Here is a 21625-nt window from a genome sequence, read left to right on the forward strand (position 1 = left end):
ATGTACCCGCTCGGTCTGTTCCCGCGATCGCTACCCTTCGTTCGTGGCAGTGGGCGATCACCCGGCAGGGCGGGACACGGACGAAGCAGGCCCGGAGAAGTACCCGGCCGCGGGATCGGTGGCGACGCTCTCCCCCGGGCACCCGCGTGAACCGGAGCCGCTCGACGACAAGGAACTGCGCGGGCTGAACGTCGTCCGCCGCTTCGGCGCGGTCGGTTCCCTGTTCCTCGCCCTCGGCTCGCTCGGCGCGGGCGCCGCGCCGGTGATCAACCCGGTGCAGGAGATCCCGGTCCTGCGGCTGTTCACCCGCATCCCCATGGTCTCGCTCGCGATGGGCCTGGCGGGCATGGCGATCATCGTGCTGAGCTGGCTGCTGCTCGGCCGGTTCGCGCAGCCCGCGCGCCGCCGTCTCACCACCCAGGGCCAGCTCGCCCGGACCATCGCGCTCTGGTGCGCGCCGCTGCTGTTCATCCCGCCGCTGTTCTCCCGCGACGTCTACAGCTATCTCGCGCAGAGCGAGATCGTGGCCCGCGGGATGGACCCGTACTCCCTCGGCCCGGCCGAGGCGCTCGGCGTCTCCGACCCGCTGACCTCGGGCGTCTCCAACATGTGGCGCGAGACCCCGGCGCCCTACGGTCCGCTGCTGCTGCGTCTCGGCGGCTGGCTCGCCCCGCTGAGCAGCGGCAACATCGTCACCGGCGTGCTGCTGCAGCGCGGGCTCGCGCTGATCGGCGTCATCCTGATCATCTGGGCGCTGCCCCGGCTGGCCAAGCGGTTCGGCGTGCAGCCTGCCACCGCGCTGTGGCTCGGCGCCGCGAACCCGCTGCTGATCTTCCACTTCGTCGCGGGCGCCCACAACGACGCGCTGGCGATCGGGCTCATGGTCGCCGGGCTGGAGGTCGGTCTCCAGCGGATGCCGGTGCGGTTCAAGAACGACGAACCGCCCCCGCTTGCCAAGGGCGAGCTGCTGTACATCGGGCTCGGGGTCGTACTGATCACCCTCGGCGTCGCGGTGAAACTGAACGCGATCCTGGCGCTGCCGTTCTTCACGGTGATGGTGGCCAGACGCTGGCACGGCCGGATCAAGGACCTGCTCACCGCGGCGGTGCCGATGGCACTGCTGTTCGGGGTGGTGCTGGTGGCGGTCTGCTACGGCACCGGCCTCGGCTTCGGCTGGGTCGGCGCGCTCGGGACCCCGGGGCTGGTCCGCTCGTGGATCTCGCCGACGTCGGAGCTCGCGGCGCTCGGCGGTGTCCTTGGCATCGCGCTCGGTCTCGGCAACCACACCAACGCGATGGTGCCGATCCTCGGCGCGCTCGGGTATCTCGTCGCGGGCGCGGTGACGGTCAAGTTCCTGTGGGACAGCTTCAAGTGGCGCTACCGGCCGATCATCGGCCTCGGGGTCTCGCTGGGCGCGGTGATGGTGCTGCACGTGGCGCTGCAGCCCTGGTACCTGTTGTGGGCGATCATCCCGCTCGCCGCGGCGGCGGGGACCTCGCGGTTCCGCATCGCCGCGACGATCGTCACCGCCGTCCTGCCGTTCCTGCTGCCGACGACGGGCAGCACCTTCGAAGGCCGCGGCTTCGTGCTGCCGTTCGCGTGGGCCGCCGCCGGGGTCGTCACGCTTCTGGGACTGTTCATCGTCCACCGCCTCTCACCACTGCTGCTGTCCAGACCGTCCCCGGAGCATTCGGTCCCGGCGTGAGGCCGTATCGTGACCTGTCGTGAACGCCCCCGCCGTCGAGATCACCGGGCTGGTGAAACGCTACGGATCCACCACCGCGGTCGATGGACTCGATCTGCGGATGGACCGCGGCACCCTGCTCGCTCTGCTCGGCCCGAACGGGGCCGGCAAGACCACCACCGTCGAGATCTGCGAAGGCTTCCTGCGGCCTGACGGCGGCGAAGTCCGGGTCCTTGGCCTGGATCCGTCGCGGGACGGCTCGGCGCTGCGGCCGCAGATCGGCGTGATGCCCCAGGGCGGCGGCGCGTATCCCGGCGTCCGCGCCGACGAGATGCTCGGACTGGTCGCGGCGTGCGCGGCGAATCCGCTCGACCCGGCCTGGCTGCTGGACGTCCTCGGTCTCGCGGGAGCGCGCAAGACGCCGTTCAAACGGCTTTCCGGCGGGCAGCAGCAACGGCTCTCGCTCGCCTGCGCGCTCGTCGGGCGCCCTGAACTGCTCTTCCTCGACGAGCCGACCGCGGGGATGGACCCGCAGGCCCGCCGCCTGGTCTGGGACCTGCTCCAGGCGCTGCGCGCCGACGGGGTCAGCGTGCTGCTCACCACGCATCTGATGGAGGAGGCCGAAACGCTGGCCGACACCGTGGTGATCGTGGACCACGGCAAGGTCGTCGTCGAAGGCTCCCCGCAGTCGCTGACCGTCGACGCCGGCGAGACCGCGCAGCTGCGGTTCAAGGCCCGCACGCGGCTCGACACCGGATTGCTGACCGCGGCGCTGCCCGAAGGTCACCTCGTGCGCGAGTCGGCGCCGGGGACGTACCTCGTCGAGGGCGCGATCGATCCGCAGGTGGTGTCGACTGTGACGGCGTGGTGCGCGCAGCAGGGCGTCATGCCCGAGGAACTGCAGGTCGGCAGGCGCACGCTGGAAGAGGTCTTCTTGGAGCTGACCGGACGGGAACTGCGCGCATGACCACGACACCGGCACCGCGGTTCACCCCCGGCACGTTCACCCCGGCCCCCGGCCGCGGTTCGCTCGGCAGGATGCTGCGCACGCACGCGAAGGTCGAGGCGAGCCTGACCCTGCGCCACGGCGAGCAGATCCTGCTGACCCTGCTCATCCCGCTCGCGCTGCTGATCGGCTTGTCGCTGCTGGACATCCTGCCGTCGGCACAACTCGGCGATTCGTCCAAAGTGGACTGGATCACGCCGAGGATCCTGGCGCTCGCGGTGATGTCGTCCGCGTTCACCGGACAGGCCATCGCGCTGGGCTTCGACCGCCGGTACGGCGTCCTCAAACGGCTTTCCGCCACCGCGCTGCCCCGCTGGCTGCTCGTCGCGGGCCGGGTGGCCGCCGCGCTGGTGGTGGTCGCGCTGCAGGCGGTGATCCTCGGGGTCGTGGCCGCGCTGCTGGGCTGGTCGCCGTCGCTGGGCGGGATCCTCGGCGCCATCCCGTTCCTGATCGTCGGCACGCTCGCGTTCGGCGCGCTGGGCCTGCTACTCGGCGGGGCGCTGCGCGCGGAAGCCGTGCTGGCGCTGGCGAACATCGTCTGGTTCGTGCTGCTGCTCGCCGGCGGCATCCTGCTGGCGCCGTCGACGATGCCGGCCGGGCTCGCGACGGTCGTCGAGCTGCTGCCGTCGGGCGCGCTCGCCGAAGGCCTGCGCTCGGTACTGCTGGACGGTTCGTTCGGCTGGGGCCCGTTCGCGGTCCTCGTCGGCTGGGGCGTCGTCGCGGGCGCGCTGGCGAGCAAGACCACCAAGCTCACCTGAAGCTCTGTCGGCGGAGCTGAGATGGACCCGAAGAGGCGACCACACGCGTGAACCCGCCTCGGCCGAAGGCCCCGCTATCGCGGTGGCAGGACGCCCTGCCCGCCGTCGCGAGGTGGTCGACCAGGCAGCGTCCTGCCGACGTCGATCGCGGACGCGGGTTCACCACCAGACTCTGAGGCCCCCGACACACCCCACGTAGCCGGTGGAACGCTCTCAGGAAGGGCGTTCTAGCATCGGACGGTGCCGTTCCAGAGCCTTGTAGCGCGTCTGCCGTATCCCTCGTTCGCGGTTCAGCGAGCGGTCGCGATAGCGGCGGTGATCGCGCAGGCCGGAATCGGCGTCACCGGCTCGGTCGTCCGGGTCACGGGTTCGGGCCTCGGCTGCCCGACCTGGCCGCAGTGCGTCGAGGGCAGCATCGTCCCGGTGGCACACCCCGAGTTCGACGCGCTCACCCAGTGGATCGAGTTCAGCAACCGGATGCTGACCGGTGTCGTCATCGCCGTCGCCGCGCTGTGCGTGATCACCGCGTGGCGCGTGCAGATCGAGCACCCGAGCCGCCGCCGTCTGGTGAAGCTGGCCTGGACGATGCCCGCCGGCGTGATACTGCAGGCCGTCGTCGGCGGCATCACCGTGCTCGCCAAACTCGAATGGTGGACCGTCGCGCTCCACTTCCTGGCCTCCACTCCCCTGGTGTGGCTCGCGGTCCTGCTGCTGCGGGCGTTCAAGGAGGGTGACGAGCCCGCGCGCTGGCTGATCCCGGACGCGGGCCGCAAGACGCTGGTCGTGCTCGCCGCGGCGATGTGGGCCGTCCTCGTGGCGGGAACCGCGGTGACCGGGGCGGGCCCGCACGGCGGCGACCCCGGCACCCACCGGTTCCAGGCCCCGATCGAGACGCTCACCCAGATCCACGGTGGACTGCTGGTGGCCTACCTGATCGTGCTGGCCGTCTTCGGGCTCCAGCTGATGCGAGGCGAGACGCCGAAGCAGCTGTGGCGCCGGTACACCATCGTGTGGGTCATCGCGCTCGCGCAGGGCGTCCTGGGTTCGGTGCAGTACGCCCTGGGCGTGCCGGAGGCGCTGGTCTCGTTCCACGTCCTCGGCTCCGCGCTGGTGATCATCTCGACGGCCGCACTCTGGTGCGGTTCGCGCGATCGTGGTCCCGTTCCCTCCGCGACGGCGCCGGAACGCGAACTCGCCACCTCGAACTGACCCCGTGGCAAACCGGACGTAACCCCCAGGCGGCATACCCGCCAGACGATGCCCTTACGCTGCGCCTCGGTACCCCGTCCGGGAGTGACCGTCGAGTCCTAGGCACACGAGGTGTCGCATGACCGCCAGCACCGATCCCGCCCCTCCGGCAAGCCCGTCGAAACCGCTGATCTCGCACCGCCGGGGTTCCGGCGAGATGCTGATACTCAAGACCTTCCTGCTGGTCCCGTTCGTCGCGCTGCTCGCCGCCGTGCCGATCGTGTGGGGCTGGGGCATGACCTGGGTCGATCTCGTGCTGGCGGCGGTGTTCTACACGCTCGGGACGCTCGGGGTGACCGTCGGATACCACCGCTACTTCACCCACGGTGCCTTCAAGGCCGGGCGGCCGCTGCGGATCGCGCTCGCCATCGCCGGGAGTTTCGCGGTGCAGGGCTCGGTCATCTTCTGGGTGGCCAGCCACCGCCGTCACCACGCCTTCGCCGACCGCGAAGGCGACCCGCACTCCCCCTGGCTGTTCGGGACGTCGCCCGGGGCGCTGCTGCGCGGGTTCTGGCACGCGCACATGGGCTGGATGTTCAGCCGCGAGGTGACCAACTACGAGCGGTTCGCGCCGGATCTGGTGGCGGACAAGGATCTTCGCCTGGTGAACCGCTACTTCTGGCTGTGGATCACGCTCAGCCTCGCGCTGCCCGCTGTGCTCGGCGGACTGCTCAGCTGGTCGTGGTGGGGTGTGGTGACCGGCTTCTTCTGGGCGGGATTGGTCCGGATCGCGTTCCTGCACCACGTCAGCTGGTCGGTGAATTCGATCTGCCACCTGGTCGGGGAGCGCCCGTTCGCCAGCCGGGACAAGGCGGCGAACTTCTGGCCGCTGGCGATCCTGTCCATGGGCGAGTCGTGGCACAACTCCCACCACGCCGACCCGACCTGCGCGCGGCACGGTGTCCTGCGCGGACAGGTCGACGTGTCGGCGCGGGTGATCTGGCTGTTCGAGAAGTTCGGGTGGGCGCGGGACGTGCGGTGGCCGAAGCCGGAGCGTTTGGCCGCGAAACGCGTGAAGCCCGCCTGACGTTCTCGCATTTCGTCCTCTGAATGCGGTGGTTGCACACGCATCTACCGCATTCAGAGGACGAAACGCGTCAGGCGTCAGGCGAGTTGCTGCCGCACGGCGGACGCGAAGCGCCAAGCGGCGGCGGCATCGGTCTGCCGGAAACCGAGCGAAGGCTCGACGAGCTCCAGTTCCAACAGCAGCGGCCTGCCGTCCGGACCGGTGACGAGGTCGACGCGCGCGTAGAGCAGCTCCGCGCGCAGGATGCCGAGAAGCGCCGCTGTCGCGTCCAGGGCGTCTTCGGCCAGCGCGCGGAACGCGGCGGACGGCTGCACGGGCGCGAGCTTTTCCGTGACCCACAAACCGGATTCGTCGAGTTCCCGGCCCAGCATGACGGCCTTCGAGAACGCGTGCGAGTACACGCCGCCGAAGAACACCAGCGCCTGCTCACCTTCACTGTCCACACTGGACTGATACGGCTGCATCATCACGGTGTGGCCGTCGTCGTGGAGGGTCTTCAGATGCGACGCGGCGTCGTCGCCGGCCGAGAACTTCCCGACACCCCGGGAGCCCGCGCCGATCGCGGGCTTCAGCACGAACTCGCCCTTGGGCCAGCGCGGGGTGTCGCCGCCCGGCGCGATCAGGGTCGTCGGCACGACCGCGACCCCGGCGTCGCCGAGTTCGGCCAGGTAGGACTTGTCGGTGTTCCAGCGCGCGACCTCGGCCGAATTGGACAGCGCGGGCACGGATTCGGCCCAGGACAGGAACTCGTCGCGGCGCTCGGCGTAGTCCCACGCGGCGCGCAGGACGACGATGTCCGCGGCGCCGAAGTCGACGGTCTTGTCGTCCCAGGCGGCCCAGCGGGTCTTGAAGCCGAGGTCGGCCAGCGCCTCGGGAACGGCGTGCTCGTCGCCGTCGCCTTCCGGCAGCGCCGAGCAGGAGACGAGGATCGCGGAGCCGCTCACTTCCCCGCCATCCGGCGGCGGTGCTCGGCGCCGATCTTGGTGGCCTTCACGGTCTCGCTGTCCCATTCGGCGGGTTCGAGGTCCTGGACGGCCTCGACCAGCGCGTCGCCCGCCTCCGTGGAGGCGACGACGACGTCGCCGAGCGCGCCGTCGGCGCCCACGAGCACGACCCTGGCGCCGATGCGGCCGATGTTCTCCACCACCGCGCGCGACGGCTTCCCGTGCCGCTTCACGAAGTCGCGGGCGGCCGCGACCTGGCGCGACGTGGGGGCGGCGGTCTCGGTCTTCTCTTCGGTCTCAGCCACGGGCCGAGCTTAACCGCGAACGGCCCGGGACGCGGAATAACCGTGGCGTCGGCCATAGTTGTCCCGGTCGGAACGACCTTGAACGAGGAGGATGTATGCCCACGGCAGTGCAGATCCGGCGAACCGGCGGTCCCGAAGTCCTTGAGCCGGCGCAAGTCGAGGTGGGCGAACCCGGCGCCGGGGAACTGCTCGTGGACGTCGCCGCGGCCGGCGTCAACTACATCGACACCTATCACCGCGAGGGCATCTACCCGATCGACACGCCGTTCATCCTGGGGATGGAAGGCGCGGGCACGGTGGCCGCGGTCGGCGCGGACGTGACCGGGTTCACCGTCGGCGACAGGGTCGCCTGGCAGGGTTCGCTCGGCAGCTACGCCCAGCGCCGTCTGCTTCCGTCCTCGATCGCGGTGAAGATCCCGGACGGCGTGACCGAGGAGACGGCCGCCGCGACGATGCTCCAAGGTGTCACCGCGCACGCGCTGATCGCTTCGACCTACGAGGTCAAGGCGGGCGACGACGTGCTGATCCACGCCGCCGCGGGCGGGATGGGCCTGCTGCTGGTCCAGCTGGCCAAGGCACGCGGCGCGCGGGTGATCGGCACCGTCTCCACCGACGAGAAGGCCGAACTCGCCAAGCAGGCGGGCGCGGACGACGTCATCCGCTACGACCAGGTCGACTTCGCCAAGGCCACCCGTGACCTCACCGGCGGCAAGGGCGTCTCGGTGGTCTACGACGGCGTCGGCAAGTCCACTGTGGACGGCAGCCTGGCGAGCCTGAAGGTCCGCGGCCTGCTCGCCCTCTACGGCGCGGCCAGCGGCCCGGTGCCGCCGATCGACCCGCAGCTGCTCAACCGCAGCGGCTCGGTGTACCTCACCCGGCCGACCTCCGCGCACTACGTGCTCACCCGCGAGGAACTGGAGTGGCGGGTGAACGAGCTGTTCGCCGCCGTTCAGGACGGCTCGCTGAACATCCGGATCGGCGGCCGCTACCCGCTGGCCGACGCCCGCCAGGCGCACGAAGACCTCCAGGGGCGGCGCACCACCGGCAAGCTCCTGCTGATCCCGTGACAGCGCCTTGGCCCGACGACATCCGGCTCACCGGCGAGGGGCTCGTCCTGCGGGAGTGGCGCGAAGACGACGTCGCTTTCATGCCCGGGCTGTTCGACAATCCCGCGGTCGCGCGGTTCACGCCGCTGCCGTCGCCGTTCGACGAGGTGGCGGCGAAGGCTCACTACGCGAAGTACGTCGGCAGCCGCGCCGAAGGCAAGGGACTGCGGCTGGCCATCACGACCGACGGCGGCGAGCCGCTCGGCGAGGTGGTGCTGTTGCTGAAGGAGGGTCTCTCGGGGCCCGCCGAACTTGGCTACGCCGTCGGCCCCGCGCATCGCGGACAGGATCTGGCGGCCCGGTCGCTGCGGGTTCTCACCGCGTACGCGCTGGAGCTCGGGCTCAGCCCGCTGAGGCTGCAGATCGACTCCGAGAACGCGGCGAGCGAGGCCGTCGCGCGCCGGGTCGGCTACGCCCTGACCGACGCGCCGCCGGAGGCGAAGGTCGAGAAGGGCCTGGAGATCACCCTGCTCACCTGGGGATACAGCGGCTGACGGGAAGTACATGAAGGCCCCCTTCCTGTACCTAGGCGCAAGGAAGGGGGCCTTCATGTACTTCGGTCAAGCCGACCGCACCCAGACGGCCCGCAGCCGGAATTCGTCCTGTTCGGCGTGCTCGACGGTGAGCTCCACCTCGTCACCGACATGAAGCTCCCGGAACGCTCCGGGGCGGACACCGGTGATCATCGAATAGTGGACCCAGACGGGATCGGCGAAGTCGGCCGACTCGACCACTCCCCAGCCGTCGTCCACCAGCCAGGAGCGGACCCGGCCGCGGTGGACACGGCCGTCGGAAGTCCCCATCAGCCCTTGTCGGTCGGGACGCTCACCGCGTCCGTGACGAACACGAGGGTCTCGTTCGGCGCGATACCGCGGCCGCCCTCGCCGTAGCCGAGGTCCGGCGGGATGATCAGCAGCCGCCGCGCGCCCTGCTTGATCCCTTCGAGGCCCTGGTCCCAGCCCTTGATGACCATGCCGGCGCCGAGGGTCAGGTCGAACGGCTCGCCCCGGTCGAACGAGCTGTCCAGCTTCTGCTTGTTCGACCAGGTGACCAGCGAATAGTTCATCTTCAGGTTGGCGCCCGACTTGGCGCCCTCGCCGGTACCGGGCTCGAGGTCCTTGGTGATGAGCTTCTTCGGCGGGTCGCAGTCGTCCGGGATGGTGATGGTCGGCGCCTCGCCGAACTTCCCGGTGGTCTTCACGTCCTCCGCCGTGCACTCCTTGCCCGTCGGGGCCTTCGAGGCCGGGGCCGACGTCGAAGCCGACGCGGGGGCGGCGCCGGAGGTCTGGACCGAACCTGCGGTGTTCTGTTTCTCGCCACAGGCCGCCAGGGCGAGCACGCCCGCGCCGATGACCACGATCTTGCCGAATGTGCGCATGCGGCCGACCTTAGCCAAGACCTTCCAGCGCCGGAACCAGGTCACCGGTCTGCACTACGCCCATCCGACGGGTCGCCCTGGTCAGAGCCACATAAAGGTCGTTGAGCCCGCGCGGGGACCCGGCGACGACCTCGTCCGGGGCGACCAGCACCACCGAGTCGAACTCCAGGCCCTTCGCCCGCTCGACCGGCATCACCGAGACCCGGTCTCCCGCTTCACCGAGCACCTCGGAAACCGGTTCGATCATCGGGACCGGGCACAGCACGGCGACCGTCCCACCGTCCACAGCGGACAGTTCGGCGCCGACGATCCCCGGCAGCGTGCCGGCGAGATCCGCGGGTTCCACGGAACGCAGCCACGGCTCGAAACCGGTCTCCCGCACCGAAACCGGCGCTTCCAGTTCCGGGTTGACGTCGGCGAGCACCCGGGACGCGACGGCCATGATCTCCGCCGGGGTCCGGTAGTTCACGGTCAGCTCTTCGAGCCGCCAGCGATCGGCGACGTAGGGCGACAGCACCTCGCCCCAGGACCGCGCGCCGCCGGAAGCGCCGGTCTGGGCGACGTCGCCGACCAGCGTCATCGACCGGTTCGGCGACCGGCGCATCAGCAGCCGCCAGTCCATCGCGGTCAGTTCCTGTGCCTCGTCGACGATCACGTGCCCGAAGGTCCAGGTCCGGTCCTGGGCGGCCCGCTGCGCCGCGGTCATCTCACTGCGGCGATGCTGGCGCTCGGCGAACAGCTCCGCGTCGAGGACGTCGCCGACCCGCAGCAGTTCCTCGTCGATGATCTCCTCGTCCTGTTCGAGGATGTCGAGCACGCCTTCCGCGTACGCGCGGTCTTCCCGCTCGCGACGGGCGCTTTCGGCCCGGGCCTCGGTGTCGTCCTCGCCGAGCAGTTCGGCGAGTTCGTCGAGCAGCGGGACGTCCGACGGGCTCCACTTCGCGTCCGTCGGACTGTAGAGATGCTCACGATCGGTGTCCGACAAGGCTTTCCCGGCCGCGCTGCGCAGCCGTTCGCGGTCGGCGAACAGCTCGTCGAGGACGATCTCGGGGGTGAGCTGCGGCCACAGTCCGTTGATCGCGGTGGCCACGTTCTTGTCGGCGGCGACCTCGGCCCGGATGTCCTGGACGTCGCGCGCGTCGAGCAGGTCCTCCCCCAGCTTGCGGGCGGCCTGGCGGGTCAGCGCGTCGAGGAGGTCGGAGACGAAGATGCGCCGCGCGAGGTTGTGCGGACGGCGCGACCGCCGGGCCCGCGTCCGCGCCTCGGTGCAGGTCTTGCGGTCGAGCATGAGGATCTCGCGCTCGAACTCGATCTCCAGCACCGGTTCCGGGACGCGCTGACGGTCGCGGACGGCGTTGGCGAGCACGTCGGCCATCACCGGACGGCCCTTGATCTCGGCGGCCTCGCGGGTGACCGGCCCGGTGGCGTCCAGGCCCGGGTACAGCTGCCCCATCGTGGCGAGCAGCACCCCGGTCTCGCCCAGCGACGGCAGGACCTGCCCGATGTAGCGCAGGAACGTGCTGTTCGGCCCGACCACCAGCACGCCGCGCGTGGTGAGCTGCTGGCGGTGGGTGTAGAGCAGGTACGCCGCGCGGTGCAGCGCGACCGCGGTCTTGCCGGTGCCCGGACCGCCCTGGACCACCAGGACGCCGTTCGGCGACGCGCGGATGATGCGGTCCTGCTCGGCCTGGATGGTGGCGACGATGTCGCTCATCTCACCCGTGCGACGGCGTTCGAGCGCGGCCAGCAGTGCCGCCTCCCCCGCGAGACCGAGGTCTTGCCCCTGGTCGGCGGCCGAGAGGTCGAGGATCTCGTCGTCGACGCCGACGACCTTCCGGCTCAGCGACCGGATGTGGCGGCGCCGCCGCACACCTTCGGGTGACGCGGCGGTGGCGAGGTAGAAGGGCCGCGCGACCGGCGCGCGCCAGTCGACGAGCAGCGGGCGGTAGTCGTCGTCCTCGTCGAACAGCCCGAGCCGCCCGATGTAGGTGGTCTCTTCGGCGTGGCCGGGCAGGAAGTCGAGGCGGCCGAAGCACAGGCCCTGCTCGACGGAGCCCAGCTGGGACAGCCGGTCGGTGTACAGCGTCGTGGCGACGTCGCGTTCGGTGCGGGCCTGCGGGGTGCCGCCGGTCTGGCGCAGCGTCTGGTCGAGCCTGCGCTGGGCGTCGACGCGTTCGGCGTCGAGCTTGCGGTAGAGGGTGGTGACGTACTCCTGTTCGAGCGCGACATCACGCTCGAGCGCGTCGAGTTCCCGGTCCGGGGACACGGACAAAAGCAGCCTGCTTTCGGAGGTGGGACAGGGGCCGAAGAAACTACAACGGCGCCCGTCATCATCTCATTCCCGCTGTCGCACCCCGGGGGTCCGGCTCCCCGGGCGCCGGCGACACCCCTCTATGCAATTAGTCCTCTGGATGCGGTAGTTGCACGCGCAAGTACCGCATCCAGAGGACTAAATGCGAGCTGCCCTTAGAAAGGCAGCCCGATGGTGGGGAGCCCGATGGCCGAGTCCACGGCCAGCGCGACGAACACGATCATCAGGTACGTGTTCGAGCGGTGGAACAGCGACATCGGCTTGGTCTCCTCTCCGCGCCGCACCGCCGCGTTCAGGCTGTGCGCGTAGAAGAGGAACCAGCCGCCCGCCAGGATGGCGAACGTCGTGTAGATCCAGCTCGTCACCGGGACCAGCAGGAGCGTCCAGGCGACCATCACCCACGAGTAGATGACGATCTGCCGCGCCACGTGCTGCGGGGTGGCGACCACCGGCAGCATCGGGACGCCGGCGCGCTCGTAGTCGTCGCGGTACTTCATGCCCAGCGCCCAGGTGTGCGGCGGGGTCCAGAAGAAGATGACGCCGAACATCACGAACGCGGGCCATTCGACGGTGCCGGTGACGGCGGCCCAGCCGATGACGACCGGCATGCAGCCCGCCGCGCCGCCCCAGACCACGTTCTGTGACGTACGCCGCTTCAGCAGCAGCGTGTAGACGAAGATGTAGAACAGGATCGTCGCGATCGCGAGGATCGCCGAGAGCAGGTTCACCGTGAGATAGAGCACGGCGAACGAGAGGACACCGAGCGCGAGACCGAAGATCAACGCGCCGCGCCGGGGCACCGAATCCTTCACCAGCGGGCGGCGTTTGGTGCGGTTCATCACCTTGTCGATGTCCGCGTCGATGACGCAGTTCAAGGCGTTGGCACTGCCCGCGGCCATGGTGCCGCCCACGAGCGTCGCGAGCACCAGCCACGGCGACGGGATTTCCCGTCCTGCCAGGAACATCGCGGGAATCGTGGTGACGAGGAGGAGCTCGATCACCCTGGGCTTCGCGAGGGCGGCGTACGCGCCGACGACCTGGCGGATTGTTCGCCGGCCACCGTGCGGTCGTTCACCGGTCGGATGTACGGCGCTGGTGCTGTCACTGCGTCCGTGCGCAGCGTTCACCAACGACATTTCACTCCCTGCGTCAGTTTTCGGGGCGGGGCCCACCAGGCTTCCGGGTGATGTGGCGGCCCCGGATCCGGAGTGTTCTGAACCCTTCCCCGATGTTAGACGTGCTGTTTCCAGAGGGTGATCGCGGGTCCTCGACCGGCCGAACCATTAGGCTGGCCGCGGTGGCTCGCGGCGTGCCTCTGCGAACGGCCCGGAGCAGGAATATCGTCCCTTCCGGATCGATTGAGATTAGTAGCGGTACGCGTGGGCTACCCACGAGGGAAGAGAAGCCACAACCTGATGACGGGGAGTTCGAGTTCAGTGTCCGAAACCGCCTCTACCAGCGAGAAGAACCCACTCCTCGGGCGCAACGTGCCCGCCGACTGGACCGACATCGACACGCGGGCCGTCGACACCGTGCGGGTGCTCGCCGCGGACGCGGTCGAGAACTGCGGCAGCGGTCACCCCGGCACCGCGATGAGCCTGGCGCCGCTCGCCTACACGCTCTTCCAGCGGACGCTGCGTCATGACCCGGCGGACCCCGAATGGCCCGCCCGTGACCGCTTCGTCCTCTCCGCCGGTCACTCGAGCCTCACCCTCTACATCCAGCTCTACCTCGCCGGCTTCGGCCTGGAGCTGGAAGACCTGAAGCAGCTCCGCAAGTGGGACTCGAAGACCCCGGGTCACCCGGAGTACCGCCACACCAAGGGCGTCGAGACCACCACCGGCCCGCTCGGCCAAGGCCTGGCCAACGCGGTCGGCATGGCGATGGCGGCCCGCCGCGAGCGCGGCCTGCTGGACCCGGACGCCCCGCAGGGCGAGAGCATCTTCGACCACTACGTCTACGTCGTCGCCTCCGACGGCGATATCGAAGAGGGCGTCACCGCCGAGGCCTCCTCGATCGCCGGCCGCCAGGAGCTGGGCAACCTCATCGTCTTCTGGGACGACAACGAGATCTCGATCGAGGACGACACCAAGATCGCGCTGTCCGAGGACGTCGTGAAGCGCTATGAGGCCTACGGGTGGCACACCCAGGTCGTCGAGGGTGGCGAGGACGTCGTCGCGATCGAAGAGGCGATCAAGGCCGCGAAGGCCGAGACCGAGCGCCCGTCGTTCATCGCGCTGAAGACCGTCATCGGGTACCCGGCGCCGAAGAAGATGGGCACCGGCAAGGCCCACGGCGCCGCGCTCGGCGCCGAAGAGGTCGCCGCGGTCAAGGAGTACCTGGGCTTCGACAAGGACCGGGACTTCCAGGTCGACGACGAGGTCATCGCGCACACCCGCCAGGCCGTCGACCGCGGCAAGACCGCCCGCGCCGAATGGCAGGAGAAGTTCGAGGCGTGGGGCGCCGCCAACCCGGAGCGCAAGAAGATCGCGGACCGAATGGCCACCCGCTCGCTGCCCGAGGGCTTCGCGGACAACCTGCCGAAGTGGGAGCCGGACGCCAAGGGCGTCGCGACCCGCAAGGCCTCCGGTGAGGTGCTCAACGCCCTCGCCGACCCGCTTCCCGAGCTGTGGGGCGGTTCCGCGGACCTCGCGGAGAGCAACAACACCACCATGAAGGGGGCCGACTCGTTCGGCCCGGAGAAGGCTTCCACCGACATGTGGAAGACCAGCCCGTATGGCCGGACGCTGCACTTCGGCATCCGCGAGCACGCGATGGGCTCGATCCTCAACGGCATCGCGCTGCACGGCGGCACCCGCCCCTACGGCGCGACGTTCCTGATCTTCTCCGACTACATGCGCCCGCCCGTGCGGCTGGCCGCGCTGATGAAGGCGCCGGTCACCTACGTGTGGACGCACGACTCGATCGGCCTGGGCGAGGACGGCCCCACCCACCAGCCGATCGAGCAGCTCTCCTCGCTGCGCGCGATCCCCGGCCTCAACGTCGTCCGCCCGGCGGACGCCAACGAGACCGCGTACGCGTGGAAGGCCGTCCTGGAGGACGTCCACCACCCGTCGGGCCTCGCGCTGACCCGGCAGAACGTGCCGGTCCTGGAGGGCACCAGCGCCGAAGGCGTCAAGCGGGGCGGTTACGTCCTCGCCGAGGCGTCCAACGGCAGCCCCGAGGTCGTCCTGATCGCGACCGGTTCCGAGGTCCAGCTGGCCGTCGAGGCCCGCAAGACCCTCGAAGCCGACGGCATCCCGGCGAGCGTCGTCTCGATGCCGTGTGTCGAGTGGTTCGACGCGCAGGACCAGTCCTACAAGGACTCGGTCATCCCGCCGTCGGTCAAGGCGCGCGTCTCCGTCGAAGCCGGGATCGCCCAGTCGTGGCACCGCTTCACCGGTGACGCCGGGGTGAACGTTTCGATCGAGCACTTCGGTGCGTCGGCCGACGCCGCCACACTGTTCCGTGAGTTCGGTTTCACCGCGGAGGCAGTCGTCGAAGCCGCCCGTCGCTCGATCTCCAACACCAAGAACTGAAGGGGAAAGCAAGCATGAGCACCGACAAGCTCGCGCAGCTGTCCGAGGCCGGGGTGTCGATCTGGCTCGACGACCTGTCGCGTGAGCGCCTGAACACCGGCAACCTCGCGGGCCTGATCCGCGACAAGCACGTCGTGGGCGTGACGACCAACCCGACGATCTTCGCCAACGCGATGTCGAAGGGCGAGGCGTACGACGAGCAGACCAAGGAGCTCGCCGCCCGCGGCGCCGACGTCGAGGCCACCATCCGAGAGCTGACCACCACCGACGTGCGCAACGCCGCGGACCTGTTCCGTGACGTGTACACCGCCACGAACGGGGTCGACGGCCGGGTGTCCATCGAGGTGGACCCGCGGCTGGCCAAGGACTCCGACAAGACGGTGGCCGAGGCGCAGGACCTGTGGAAGACCGTGGACCGGCCGAACGTGCTGATCAAGATCCCGGCCACCGAAGAGGGGATCCCCGCGATCACCAAGACCCTCGCCGAAGGCATCAGCGTCAACGTCACGCTGATCTTCTCGGTCGAGCGGTACCGGGCGGTCATCGAGGCCTACTTCGCCGGTCTGGAGCAGGCGAAGGCCAACGGCCACGACCTCAAGGGCATCCACTCGGTCGCGTCGTTCTTCGTGTCCCGTGTGGACACCGAGATCGACAAGCGCCTCGATGCGATCGGCACCGACGCGGCCACCGCCCTGCGCGGCGAGGCCGCGATCGCCAACGCGCGGCTCGCCTACGCGGCGTTCGAGGAGCTCTTCGCTTCGGACCGCTGGAAGGCGCTCGCCGAGGCGGGCGCGAACCCGCAGCGTCCGCTGTGGGCCTCCACCGGCGTGAAGGACCCGCAGTACTCCGACACCCGCTACGTGGACCAGCTCGTCGTCAAGGACACGGTCAACACGATGCCGGAGAAGACCCTCGACGCCGCGGGCGACCACGCCGAGATCACCGGTGACACGGTGACCGGCAAGGGCCCCGACGCGCAGGTCGTCTTCGACAAGCTGCGTGTGGTCGGCATCGACATCGACGACGTGTTCCTGACGCTGGAGAACGAGGGCGTCGAGAAGTTCGAGAAGTCGTGGACCGAGCTTCTCGAGACCGTCACCGGACAGCTGGAAAAGGCGAAGGACTGATCTGGACCATGGCAGGGGAAACGACCGGCGTCGAAATCGTCGACGCCGCCCTGGCCGGCGAAGCCGCTCCGTTCGCGGAGCGGCTCGTCGCCGACCAGGTCGCATCGAAACTGGCGTCCCAGGACGCCACACTGTGGGGTCCCGAAGCCGAGTCCGAAGCGTCGATCCGTCTCTCGTGGACGACGCTGCACAAGTCCTCGAGGCCGTTGATCGGCGAGATCGAGGCACTGCGGACCGACCTGCGTTCCGAGGGCGTCGACCGCGTCGTCCTCGCGGGCATGGGCGGTTCGTCGCTGGCCCCCGAGGTCATCACCGCGACCGACGGCGTCCCGCTGACGGTCCTCGACACCACCGACCCGGGTCAGGTCGCCGACGCGCTCGCCGGTGACCTGGAGCGCACGGTCATCGTCGTGTCGTCGAAATCCGGCGGCACCGTCGAGACCGACAGCCACCGCCGGATCTTCGCGAAGGCCTTCGCCGACGCGGGCATCGACGCGGCCCGGCGGATCGTGGTCGTCACCGACCCCGGCTCGCCGTTCGCGGAACTGTCCGAAAAGGAGGGTTACCGCAAGGTCTTCCTCGCCGACCCGAACGTCGGTGGCCGCTACTCGGCGCTGACCGCGTTCGGGCTCGTCCCGGCCGGGCTCGCCGGCGCGGACGTCGCCCGCCTGCTCGACCAGGCCGCTTCGGTGGCCGACGAGCTGGCCGCCGACTCTGTCGACAACCCCGCGGTCAAGCTCGCGGCGGCGTGGGGCGCGGCGCACGAAAAGGGCGCCGAGAAGGTCGTCATCGCGGACACGGGATCGGGCATCAAGGGCTTCGCCGACTGGGCGGAGCAACTGATCGCCGAGTCCACCGGCAAGCAGGGCACCGGTCTCCTGCCGGTCGCCGTCGAAGGCCCGGACTCCCCCGGTTTCGCCGACGCCAAGGGCGACGCCACCCCGGTGGCCGTCGGCGCGGCGGAAGGCGCGGCGAAGATCTCCGTGACCGGCTCGCTCGGCGCGCAGTTCCTGCTGTGGGAGTTCGCCACCGCGCTCGTCGGACGGCTGCTCGGGATCAACCCGTTCGACCAGCCCGACGTCGAGGCCGCCAAGAAGGCCGCGCGTTCGCTGCTCGACAACCCGGACAAGCTCAAGGGCGGCGAAGAGCCGTCCACTGTGGACGGCGCGGTCGAGGTGTTCGGCTCGGAAGGCGTCGTCACGGACGGGAAGCTCGCGGACATCCTGCGGGCTTTCTTCGACTCCGCCCCGGAAACCGGCTACCTCGCGGTTCAGGCGTACCTCGACCGGCTCGACGACGCGTCGACGGCGATCCTGCGCGGTGAGATCGCCAAGCGCACCGGCCGCCAGACCACCTTCGGGTGGGGGCCGCGGTTCCTGCACTCCACCGGGCAGTACCACAAGGGCGGGCACCAGAACGGTGTCTTCCTGCAGATCACCGGCGGCGTCGAGCAGGACCTCGACGTTCCGGACCGGCCGTACACCCTCGGCGTGCTCCAGCACGCGCAGGCACTCGGCGACGGGCAGGTGCTCGCCGAGCACGGTCGTCCGGTGCTGCGCCTGCACCTCACCGACCGGGCCGCCGGCCTGGCCGAGCTGGTCCGCGCGGTACAGGAGGCAGGCGAGTGACCCGGGCCTGGAACAACCCGCTGCGCGACCCGCGAGACAAGCGGCTGCCGCGGATCGCCGGGCCGTCCAGCCTGGTGATCTTCGGCGTGACCGGTGACCTCGCCCGCAAGAAACTGATGCCGGCGATCTACGACCTCGCCCATCGCGGGCTGCTGCCCGCCGGGTTCTCCCTGGTCGGGTTCGCCCGGCGGGACTGGGAGCACCAGGACTTCGGCGAGCTCGTGCACGACTCGGTCAAGGAGCACGCGCGGACGCCGTTCAAGGAGTCGGTGTGGAACCGGCTCGCCGAAGGCATCCGGTTCGTCCAGGGCACCTTCGACGACGACGACGCCTTCGACAGGCTCGCGCAGACGGTCAAGGACCTCGACGCCGAACGCGGCACCGGTGGCAACACCGCGTTCTACCTGTCGATCCCGCCGAGCGCGTTCCCGGTGGTGACCAAGCAGCTCGCCCGCTCCGGCCTCGCCGACGCGAGCGACGACACCTGGCGCCGCGTCGTCATCGAGAAGCCGTTCGGCCGCGACCTCAAGAGCGCCAAGGAACTCAACGAGATCGTGAACGACGTCTTCCCCGAGGAGTCGGTGTTCCGCATCGACCACTACCTCGGCAAGGAGACGGTGCAGAACCTGCTGGCGCTGCGGTTCGCGAATCAGCTGTTCGAGCCGATCTGGAACGCCAACTACGTCGACCACGTGCAGATCACCATGGCCGAGGACATCGGTCTCGGCGGCCGCGCGGGGTACTACGACGGCATCGGCGCCGCTCGCGACGTCATCCAGAACCACCTCCTGCAGCTCCTCGCGCTGACCGCGATGGAGGAGCCGGTCTCGTTCGCTCCGCGCGCTCTCCGCGCGGAGAAGGTCAAGGTGCTCTCGGCGACGAAGCCCCTCGGCCCGCTGGACGAGACCACCGCGCGCGGGCAGTACGCGGGCGGCTGGCAAGGCGGCATGAAGGTGCCGGGCCTGCTTCAGGAAGGCGGCTTCGCGAAGGACTCGACGACCGAGACCTACGCCGCGGTGACGCTGGAGGTGCAGAACCGCCGCTGGGCGGGCGTGCCGTTCTACCTGCGCACCGGCAAGCGGCTGGGCCGCCGGGTCACCGAGATCGCCGTGGTGTTCAAGCGGGCGCCGCATCTGCCGTTCGACTCGACCTCGACCGAGGAACTGGGCCAGAACGCGCTGGTGATCCGGGTGCAGCCCGACGAGGGCATCACGCTGCGGTTCGGGTCGAAGGTGCCGGGGACCACGATGGAGGTCCGCGACGTCACCATGGACTTCGGCTACGGCCACGCCTTCACCGAGTCCTCGCCCGAGGCCTACGAGCGGCTCATCCTGGACGTGCTGCTCGGCGAACCGTCGCTGTTCCCGGTGAACGAAGAGGTCGAACTGTCCTGGGAGATCCTGGACCCGATCCTCGCCCACTGGGCCAAGAAGGGCGCGCCCGAGGCGTACCCGCCCGGTTCGTGGGGACCGCCGTCCGCGGACGAAATGCTGGAGCGTACCGGCCGGAACTGGAGGCGTCCGTGATCATCGACCTGCCGTCGACCACGACGTCGCAGCTGAACAAGAAACTCGTCGAGATCCGCGAACAGGGCGGGCAGGTGGCGCTCGGCCGGGTGCTGACCCTGGTCATCGTGGCCGACGACGACGATCGTCTCGAAGAGGCGATCGAAGCCGCCAACGAGGCCAGCCGGGAGCACCCCTCCCGGGTGATCGTGGTGGCCAAGGGCGCGCGGACCGCCGCACCGAGGATCGACGGCCAGATCCGCGTCGGCGGTGACGCCGGCGCGAGCGAGGTCATCGTCCTGCGGCTCTACGGTCCGCTGGCGGCGCAGGGACAGAGCGCGGTCGTGCCGCTGCTGCTGCCGGACGCGCCGATCGTCACCTGGTGGCCGGGCACCGGCCCGAAGGCCCCGGCCAAGGACCCGCTCGGTGAACTGGCACAGCGCCGGATCACCGACTCCGCTGCGGAAAAGGCTCCTATAAGAGCGCTCACCACGCGGGCGAAGTCCTATGTGGAGGGTGACACCGATCTGGCGTGGACCCGGCTGACCAGCTGGCGTGCGCAGCTCGTGTCCGCCTTGGACCTTCCGCCGCACGAGAAGGTCACCGGCGCGACCGTGACCGGCGAGGCCGACTCGCCGTCGACCGAGCTGCTCGCCGGCTGGCTGGCCGAGTACCTCAAGGTGCCGGTGAAGCGGGTCAAGAGCACCGGCGCCGCGGGCATCATCTCGGTGACGCTGGACCGGCGGTCCGGGCCGGTGGAACTGCACCGGCCGGACGGGCGGGTCGGCACGCTGACCCAGCCGGGCCAGCCGACGCGCCGGATCGCCCTGCAGCGGCGGGACAACAAGGACTGCCTGATCGAGGAGCTGCGGCGGCTCGACCCGGACGAGGTCTACGAGGCTTCGTTGAACGGGCTCGGCAAGATTTCGTCGGGAACGGCGGCCAAAGCCGCTCCGGCGAAGAAGGCCCCGGCCGCCAAGAAGGCAGCGCCCGCCAAGACCGCGAAGAGCTCGTCATGAGCAAGACCGAGGTAGTCGTCTACGAGAACCCGGACCTCCTGGCCGCCGCCGCGGCGGCCAGGCTGGTCACCCGGATCGTGGACGTCCAGGCCGCCAAGGGCTCCGCTTCGGTGGTGCTCACCGGCGGCGGCACCGGGATCGCGATCCTGCGGGAACTGCGCGAATCCAGTGCTCGTGACGCCATCGACTGGTCGCGTCTCGACGTCTACTGGGGCGATGAGCGCTTCGTCCCGGCGGACTCGGACGAGCGCAACGAGAAGCAGGCCCGCGAGGCGCTGCTCGACCATGTCCCGCTCGACCCGAAGCGGGTGCACGCCATGGCACCCTCCGACGGCGAGTTCGGCGACGACGTCGACGCGGCGGCCGCGGCCTACGCGGAGATCCTGACGCCCGACGTCCCGGCGTTCGACATCATGCTGCTCGGGCTCGGCGGGGAGGGGCACACCGCCTCGATCTTCCCCGAGAGCCCGGCGGTGTTCGAGAAGGACCGCTCCGTCGTCGCGGTGCGCGACTGCCCGAAGCCGCCGCCGACCCGGATCTCGCTGACCCTGCCCGCGATCCGTCGCGCGCAGGACATCTGGCTGGTCACCGGCGGCGAAGCGAAGGCGGACGCCGTCTCGCAGGCGCTGGCCGGTGCGGGCGAGGTCCAGATCCCGGTGGCGGGAGCACGCGGCAGCCGTCGCACGCTCTGGCTGCTGGACCGGGGCTCCGCCTCGAAGCTCACGAAGGTCTATCAGACTCCGACAGCCTGACCTTGTAACGCGCGAAGGCCCCCTTCCCTCGGCCCCGGTTTTGAACGATGGACCGAAGGAAGGGGGCCTTCGTGCGCATTCGGCGGTTGCGTGACACCCCCATGGCGGACGTCCGCGGAGCGACTTTTTCCCTACGCTGAAGAAACCCGAGCTCCAGTCCCCGGCCCACCGTCACCGTCCGAACGCGAAAAGTGACATAGATCAACTCTCGCCGGTTCCTCGTCAGAACGGGGCCACTCACCCGTCGAAGTGATCAGCGGACCACCAGCCCGAGTGGTCCGGTGTGGA

19 protein-coding genes are annotated in these 21625 nt (G+C 69.9%); 13 read left to right on the forward strand and 6 right to left on the reverse strand.

From position 1 onward, the window contains the following. The first annotated feature begins 118 nt into the window (after positions 1 to 118). From mptB to IE302_RS09460, 5 genes are all read left to right on the forward strand, one after another. A complete protein-coding gene (gene mptB, locus IE302_RS09440; RefSeq protein ID WP_191254732.1) occupies positions 119 to 1705 on the forward strand; it encodes a polyprenol phosphomannose-dependent alpha 1,6 mannosyltransferase MptB in 1587 nt (528 codons plus the stop codon). Positions 1706 to 1724: 19 nt separating this feature from the next. Continuing rightward, complete coding sequence (locus IE302_RS09445) at positions 1725 to 2651, forward strand: ABC transporter ATP-binding protein (protein ID WP_191253877.1); 927 nt, start codon at positions 1725 to 1727, stop codon at positions 2649 to 2651. Then, complete coding sequence (locus IE302_RS09450; protein WP_191253879.1) at positions 2648 to 3448, forward strand: ABC transporter permease; 801 nt, start codon at positions 2648 to 2650, stop codon at positions 3446 to 3448. Before IE302_RS09445 ends, IE302_RS09450 begins: the two co-directional genes overlap by 4 nt. Positions 3449 to 3688: 240 nt before the next feature. After that, a complete protein-coding gene (locus IE302_RS09455) occupies positions 3689 to 4657 on the forward strand; it encodes a COX15/CtaA family protein (RefSeq protein ID WP_191253881.1) in 969 nt (322 codons plus the stop codon). 118 nt (positions 4658 to 4775) lie between these two features. Next, complete coding sequence (locus tag IE302_RS09460) at positions 4776 to 5723, forward strand: acyl-CoA desaturase (RefSeq protein ID WP_191253883.1); 948 nt, start codon at positions 4776 to 4778, stop codon at positions 5721 to 5723. A 77-nt stretch (positions 5724 to 5800) separates the two neighbouring features. On the opposite strand, the gene IE302_RS09465 is transcribed toward IE302_RS09460, so the two are convergent. Continuing rightward, positions 5801 to 6667, reverse strand: a complete 867-nt coding sequence (locus IE302_RS09465) for an ATP-grasp domain-containing protein (protein ID WP_191253885.1) — start codon at positions 6665 to 6667, stop codon at positions 5801 to 5803. Continuing rightward, the gene (locus tag IE302_RS09470; protein ID WP_191253887.1) at positions 6664 to 6972 is read right to left on the reverse strand and encodes a hypothetical protein; all 309 of its coding nucleotides are present in this window, start codon (positions 6970 to 6972) and stop codon (positions 6664 to 6666) included. Before IE302_RS09470 ends, IE302_RS09465 begins: the two co-directional genes overlap by 4 nt. Positions 6973 to 7067: 95 nt before the next feature. On the opposite strand from IE302_RS09470, the gene IE302_RS09475 reads away from it, so the two are divergent. Both IE302_RS09475 and IE302_RS09480 read left to right on the forward strand, forming a co-directional pair. Then, positions 7068 to 8039, forward strand: a complete 972-nt coding sequence (locus IE302_RS09475; RefSeq protein WP_191253888.1) for a quinone oxidoreductase family protein — start codon at positions 7068 to 7070, stop codon at positions 8037 to 8039. After that, positions 8036 to 8572 (forward strand): GNAT family N-acetyltransferase, encoded by a 537-nt coding sequence (locus IE302_RS09480; protein WP_191253890.1) that lies wholly within the window; start codon positions 8036 to 8038, stop codon positions 8570 to 8572. The genes IE302_RS09475 and IE302_RS09480 overlap by 4 nt, the downstream gene beginning before the upstream one ends. A gap of 66 nt (positions 8573 to 8638) precedes the next feature. On the opposite strand, the gene IE302_RS09485 is transcribed toward IE302_RS09480, so the two are convergent. The 4 genes from IE302_RS09485 to IE302_RS09500 form a co-directional block, all read right to left on the reverse strand. Then, entirely contained in the window at positions 8639 to 8881 is a 243-nt protein-coding gene (locus tag IE302_RS09485; RefSeq protein WP_191253892.1) for a cold-shock protein, read from the reverse strand. Then, positions 8881 to 9456 (reverse strand): FKBP-type peptidyl-prolyl cis-trans isomerase, encoded by a 576-nt coding sequence (locus IE302_RS09490; protein WP_191253894.1) that lies wholly within the window; start codon positions 9454 to 9456, stop codon positions 8881 to 8883. Before IE302_RS09490 ends, IE302_RS09485 begins: the two co-directional genes overlap by 1 nt. Positions 9457 to 9466: 10 nt before the next feature. Beyond that, positions 9467 to 11722 (reverse strand): HelD family protein, encoded by a 2256-nt coding sequence (locus IE302_RS09495; protein ID WP_191254733.1) that lies wholly within the window; start codon positions 11720 to 11722, stop codon positions 9467 to 9469. Positions 11723 to 11922: 200 nt separating this feature from the next. Beyond that, a complete protein-coding gene (locus IE302_RS09500) occupies positions 11923 to 12903 on the reverse strand; it encodes a heme o synthase (protein WP_191253896.1) in 981 nt (326 codons plus the stop codon). A 300-nt stretch (positions 12904 to 13203) separates the two neighbouring features. Between IE302_RS09500 and tkt the strand changes: the two genes are divergently transcribed. Genes tkt through pgl form a run of 6 tightly spaced genes read left to right on the forward strand, consistent with a single transcriptional unit; the run spans position 13204 to position 21337 of the window. Next, a complete protein-coding gene (gene tkt / locus IE302_RS09505) occupies positions 13204 to 15306 on the forward strand; it encodes a transketolase (RefSeq protein ID WP_191253898.1) in 2103 nt (700 codons plus the stop codon). 14 nt (positions 15307 to 15320) lie between these two features. Continuing rightward, a complete protein-coding gene (gene tal, locus IE302_RS09510) occupies positions 15321 to 16433 on the forward strand; it encodes a transaldolase (RefSeq protein ID WP_191253900.1) in 1113 nt (370 codons plus the stop codon). Positions 16434 to 16441: 8 nt separating this feature from the next. After that, a complete protein-coding gene (locus IE302_RS09515) occupies positions 16442 to 18061 on the forward strand; it encodes a phosphoglucose isomerase-related protein (protein ID WP_191253902.1) in 1620 nt (539 codons plus the stop codon). Next, positions 18058 to 19587, forward strand: a complete 1530-nt coding sequence (zwf, locus tag IE302_RS09520; protein ID WP_191253904.1) for a glucose-6-phosphate dehydrogenase — start codon at positions 18058 to 18060, stop codon at positions 19585 to 19587. The genes IE302_RS09515 and zwf overlap by 4 nt, the downstream gene beginning before the upstream one ends. Continuing rightward, a complete protein-coding gene (opcA, locus tag IE302_RS09525) occupies positions 19584 to 20585 on the forward strand; it encodes a glucose-6-phosphate dehydrogenase assembly protein OpcA (RefSeq protein ID WP_191253906.1) in 1002 nt (333 codons plus the stop codon). The genes zwf and opcA overlap by 4 nt, the downstream gene beginning before the upstream one ends. Next, positions 20582 to 21337, forward strand: a complete 756-nt coding sequence (gene pgl, locus IE302_RS09530) for a 6-phosphogluconolactonase (RefSeq protein WP_191253908.1) — start codon at positions 20582 to 20584, stop codon at positions 21335 to 21337. Before opcA ends, pgl begins: the two co-directional genes overlap by 4 nt. Positions 21338 to 21625 lie beyond the last annotated feature (288 nt).

Origin of the sequence: Amycolatopsis oliviviridis, from assembly GCF_014654365.1 — a bacterium.
GTDB classification, from domain to species: domain Bacteria; phylum Actinomycetota; class Actinomycetes; order Mycobacteriales; family Pseudonocardiaceae; genus Amycolatopsis; species Amycolatopsis oliviviridis.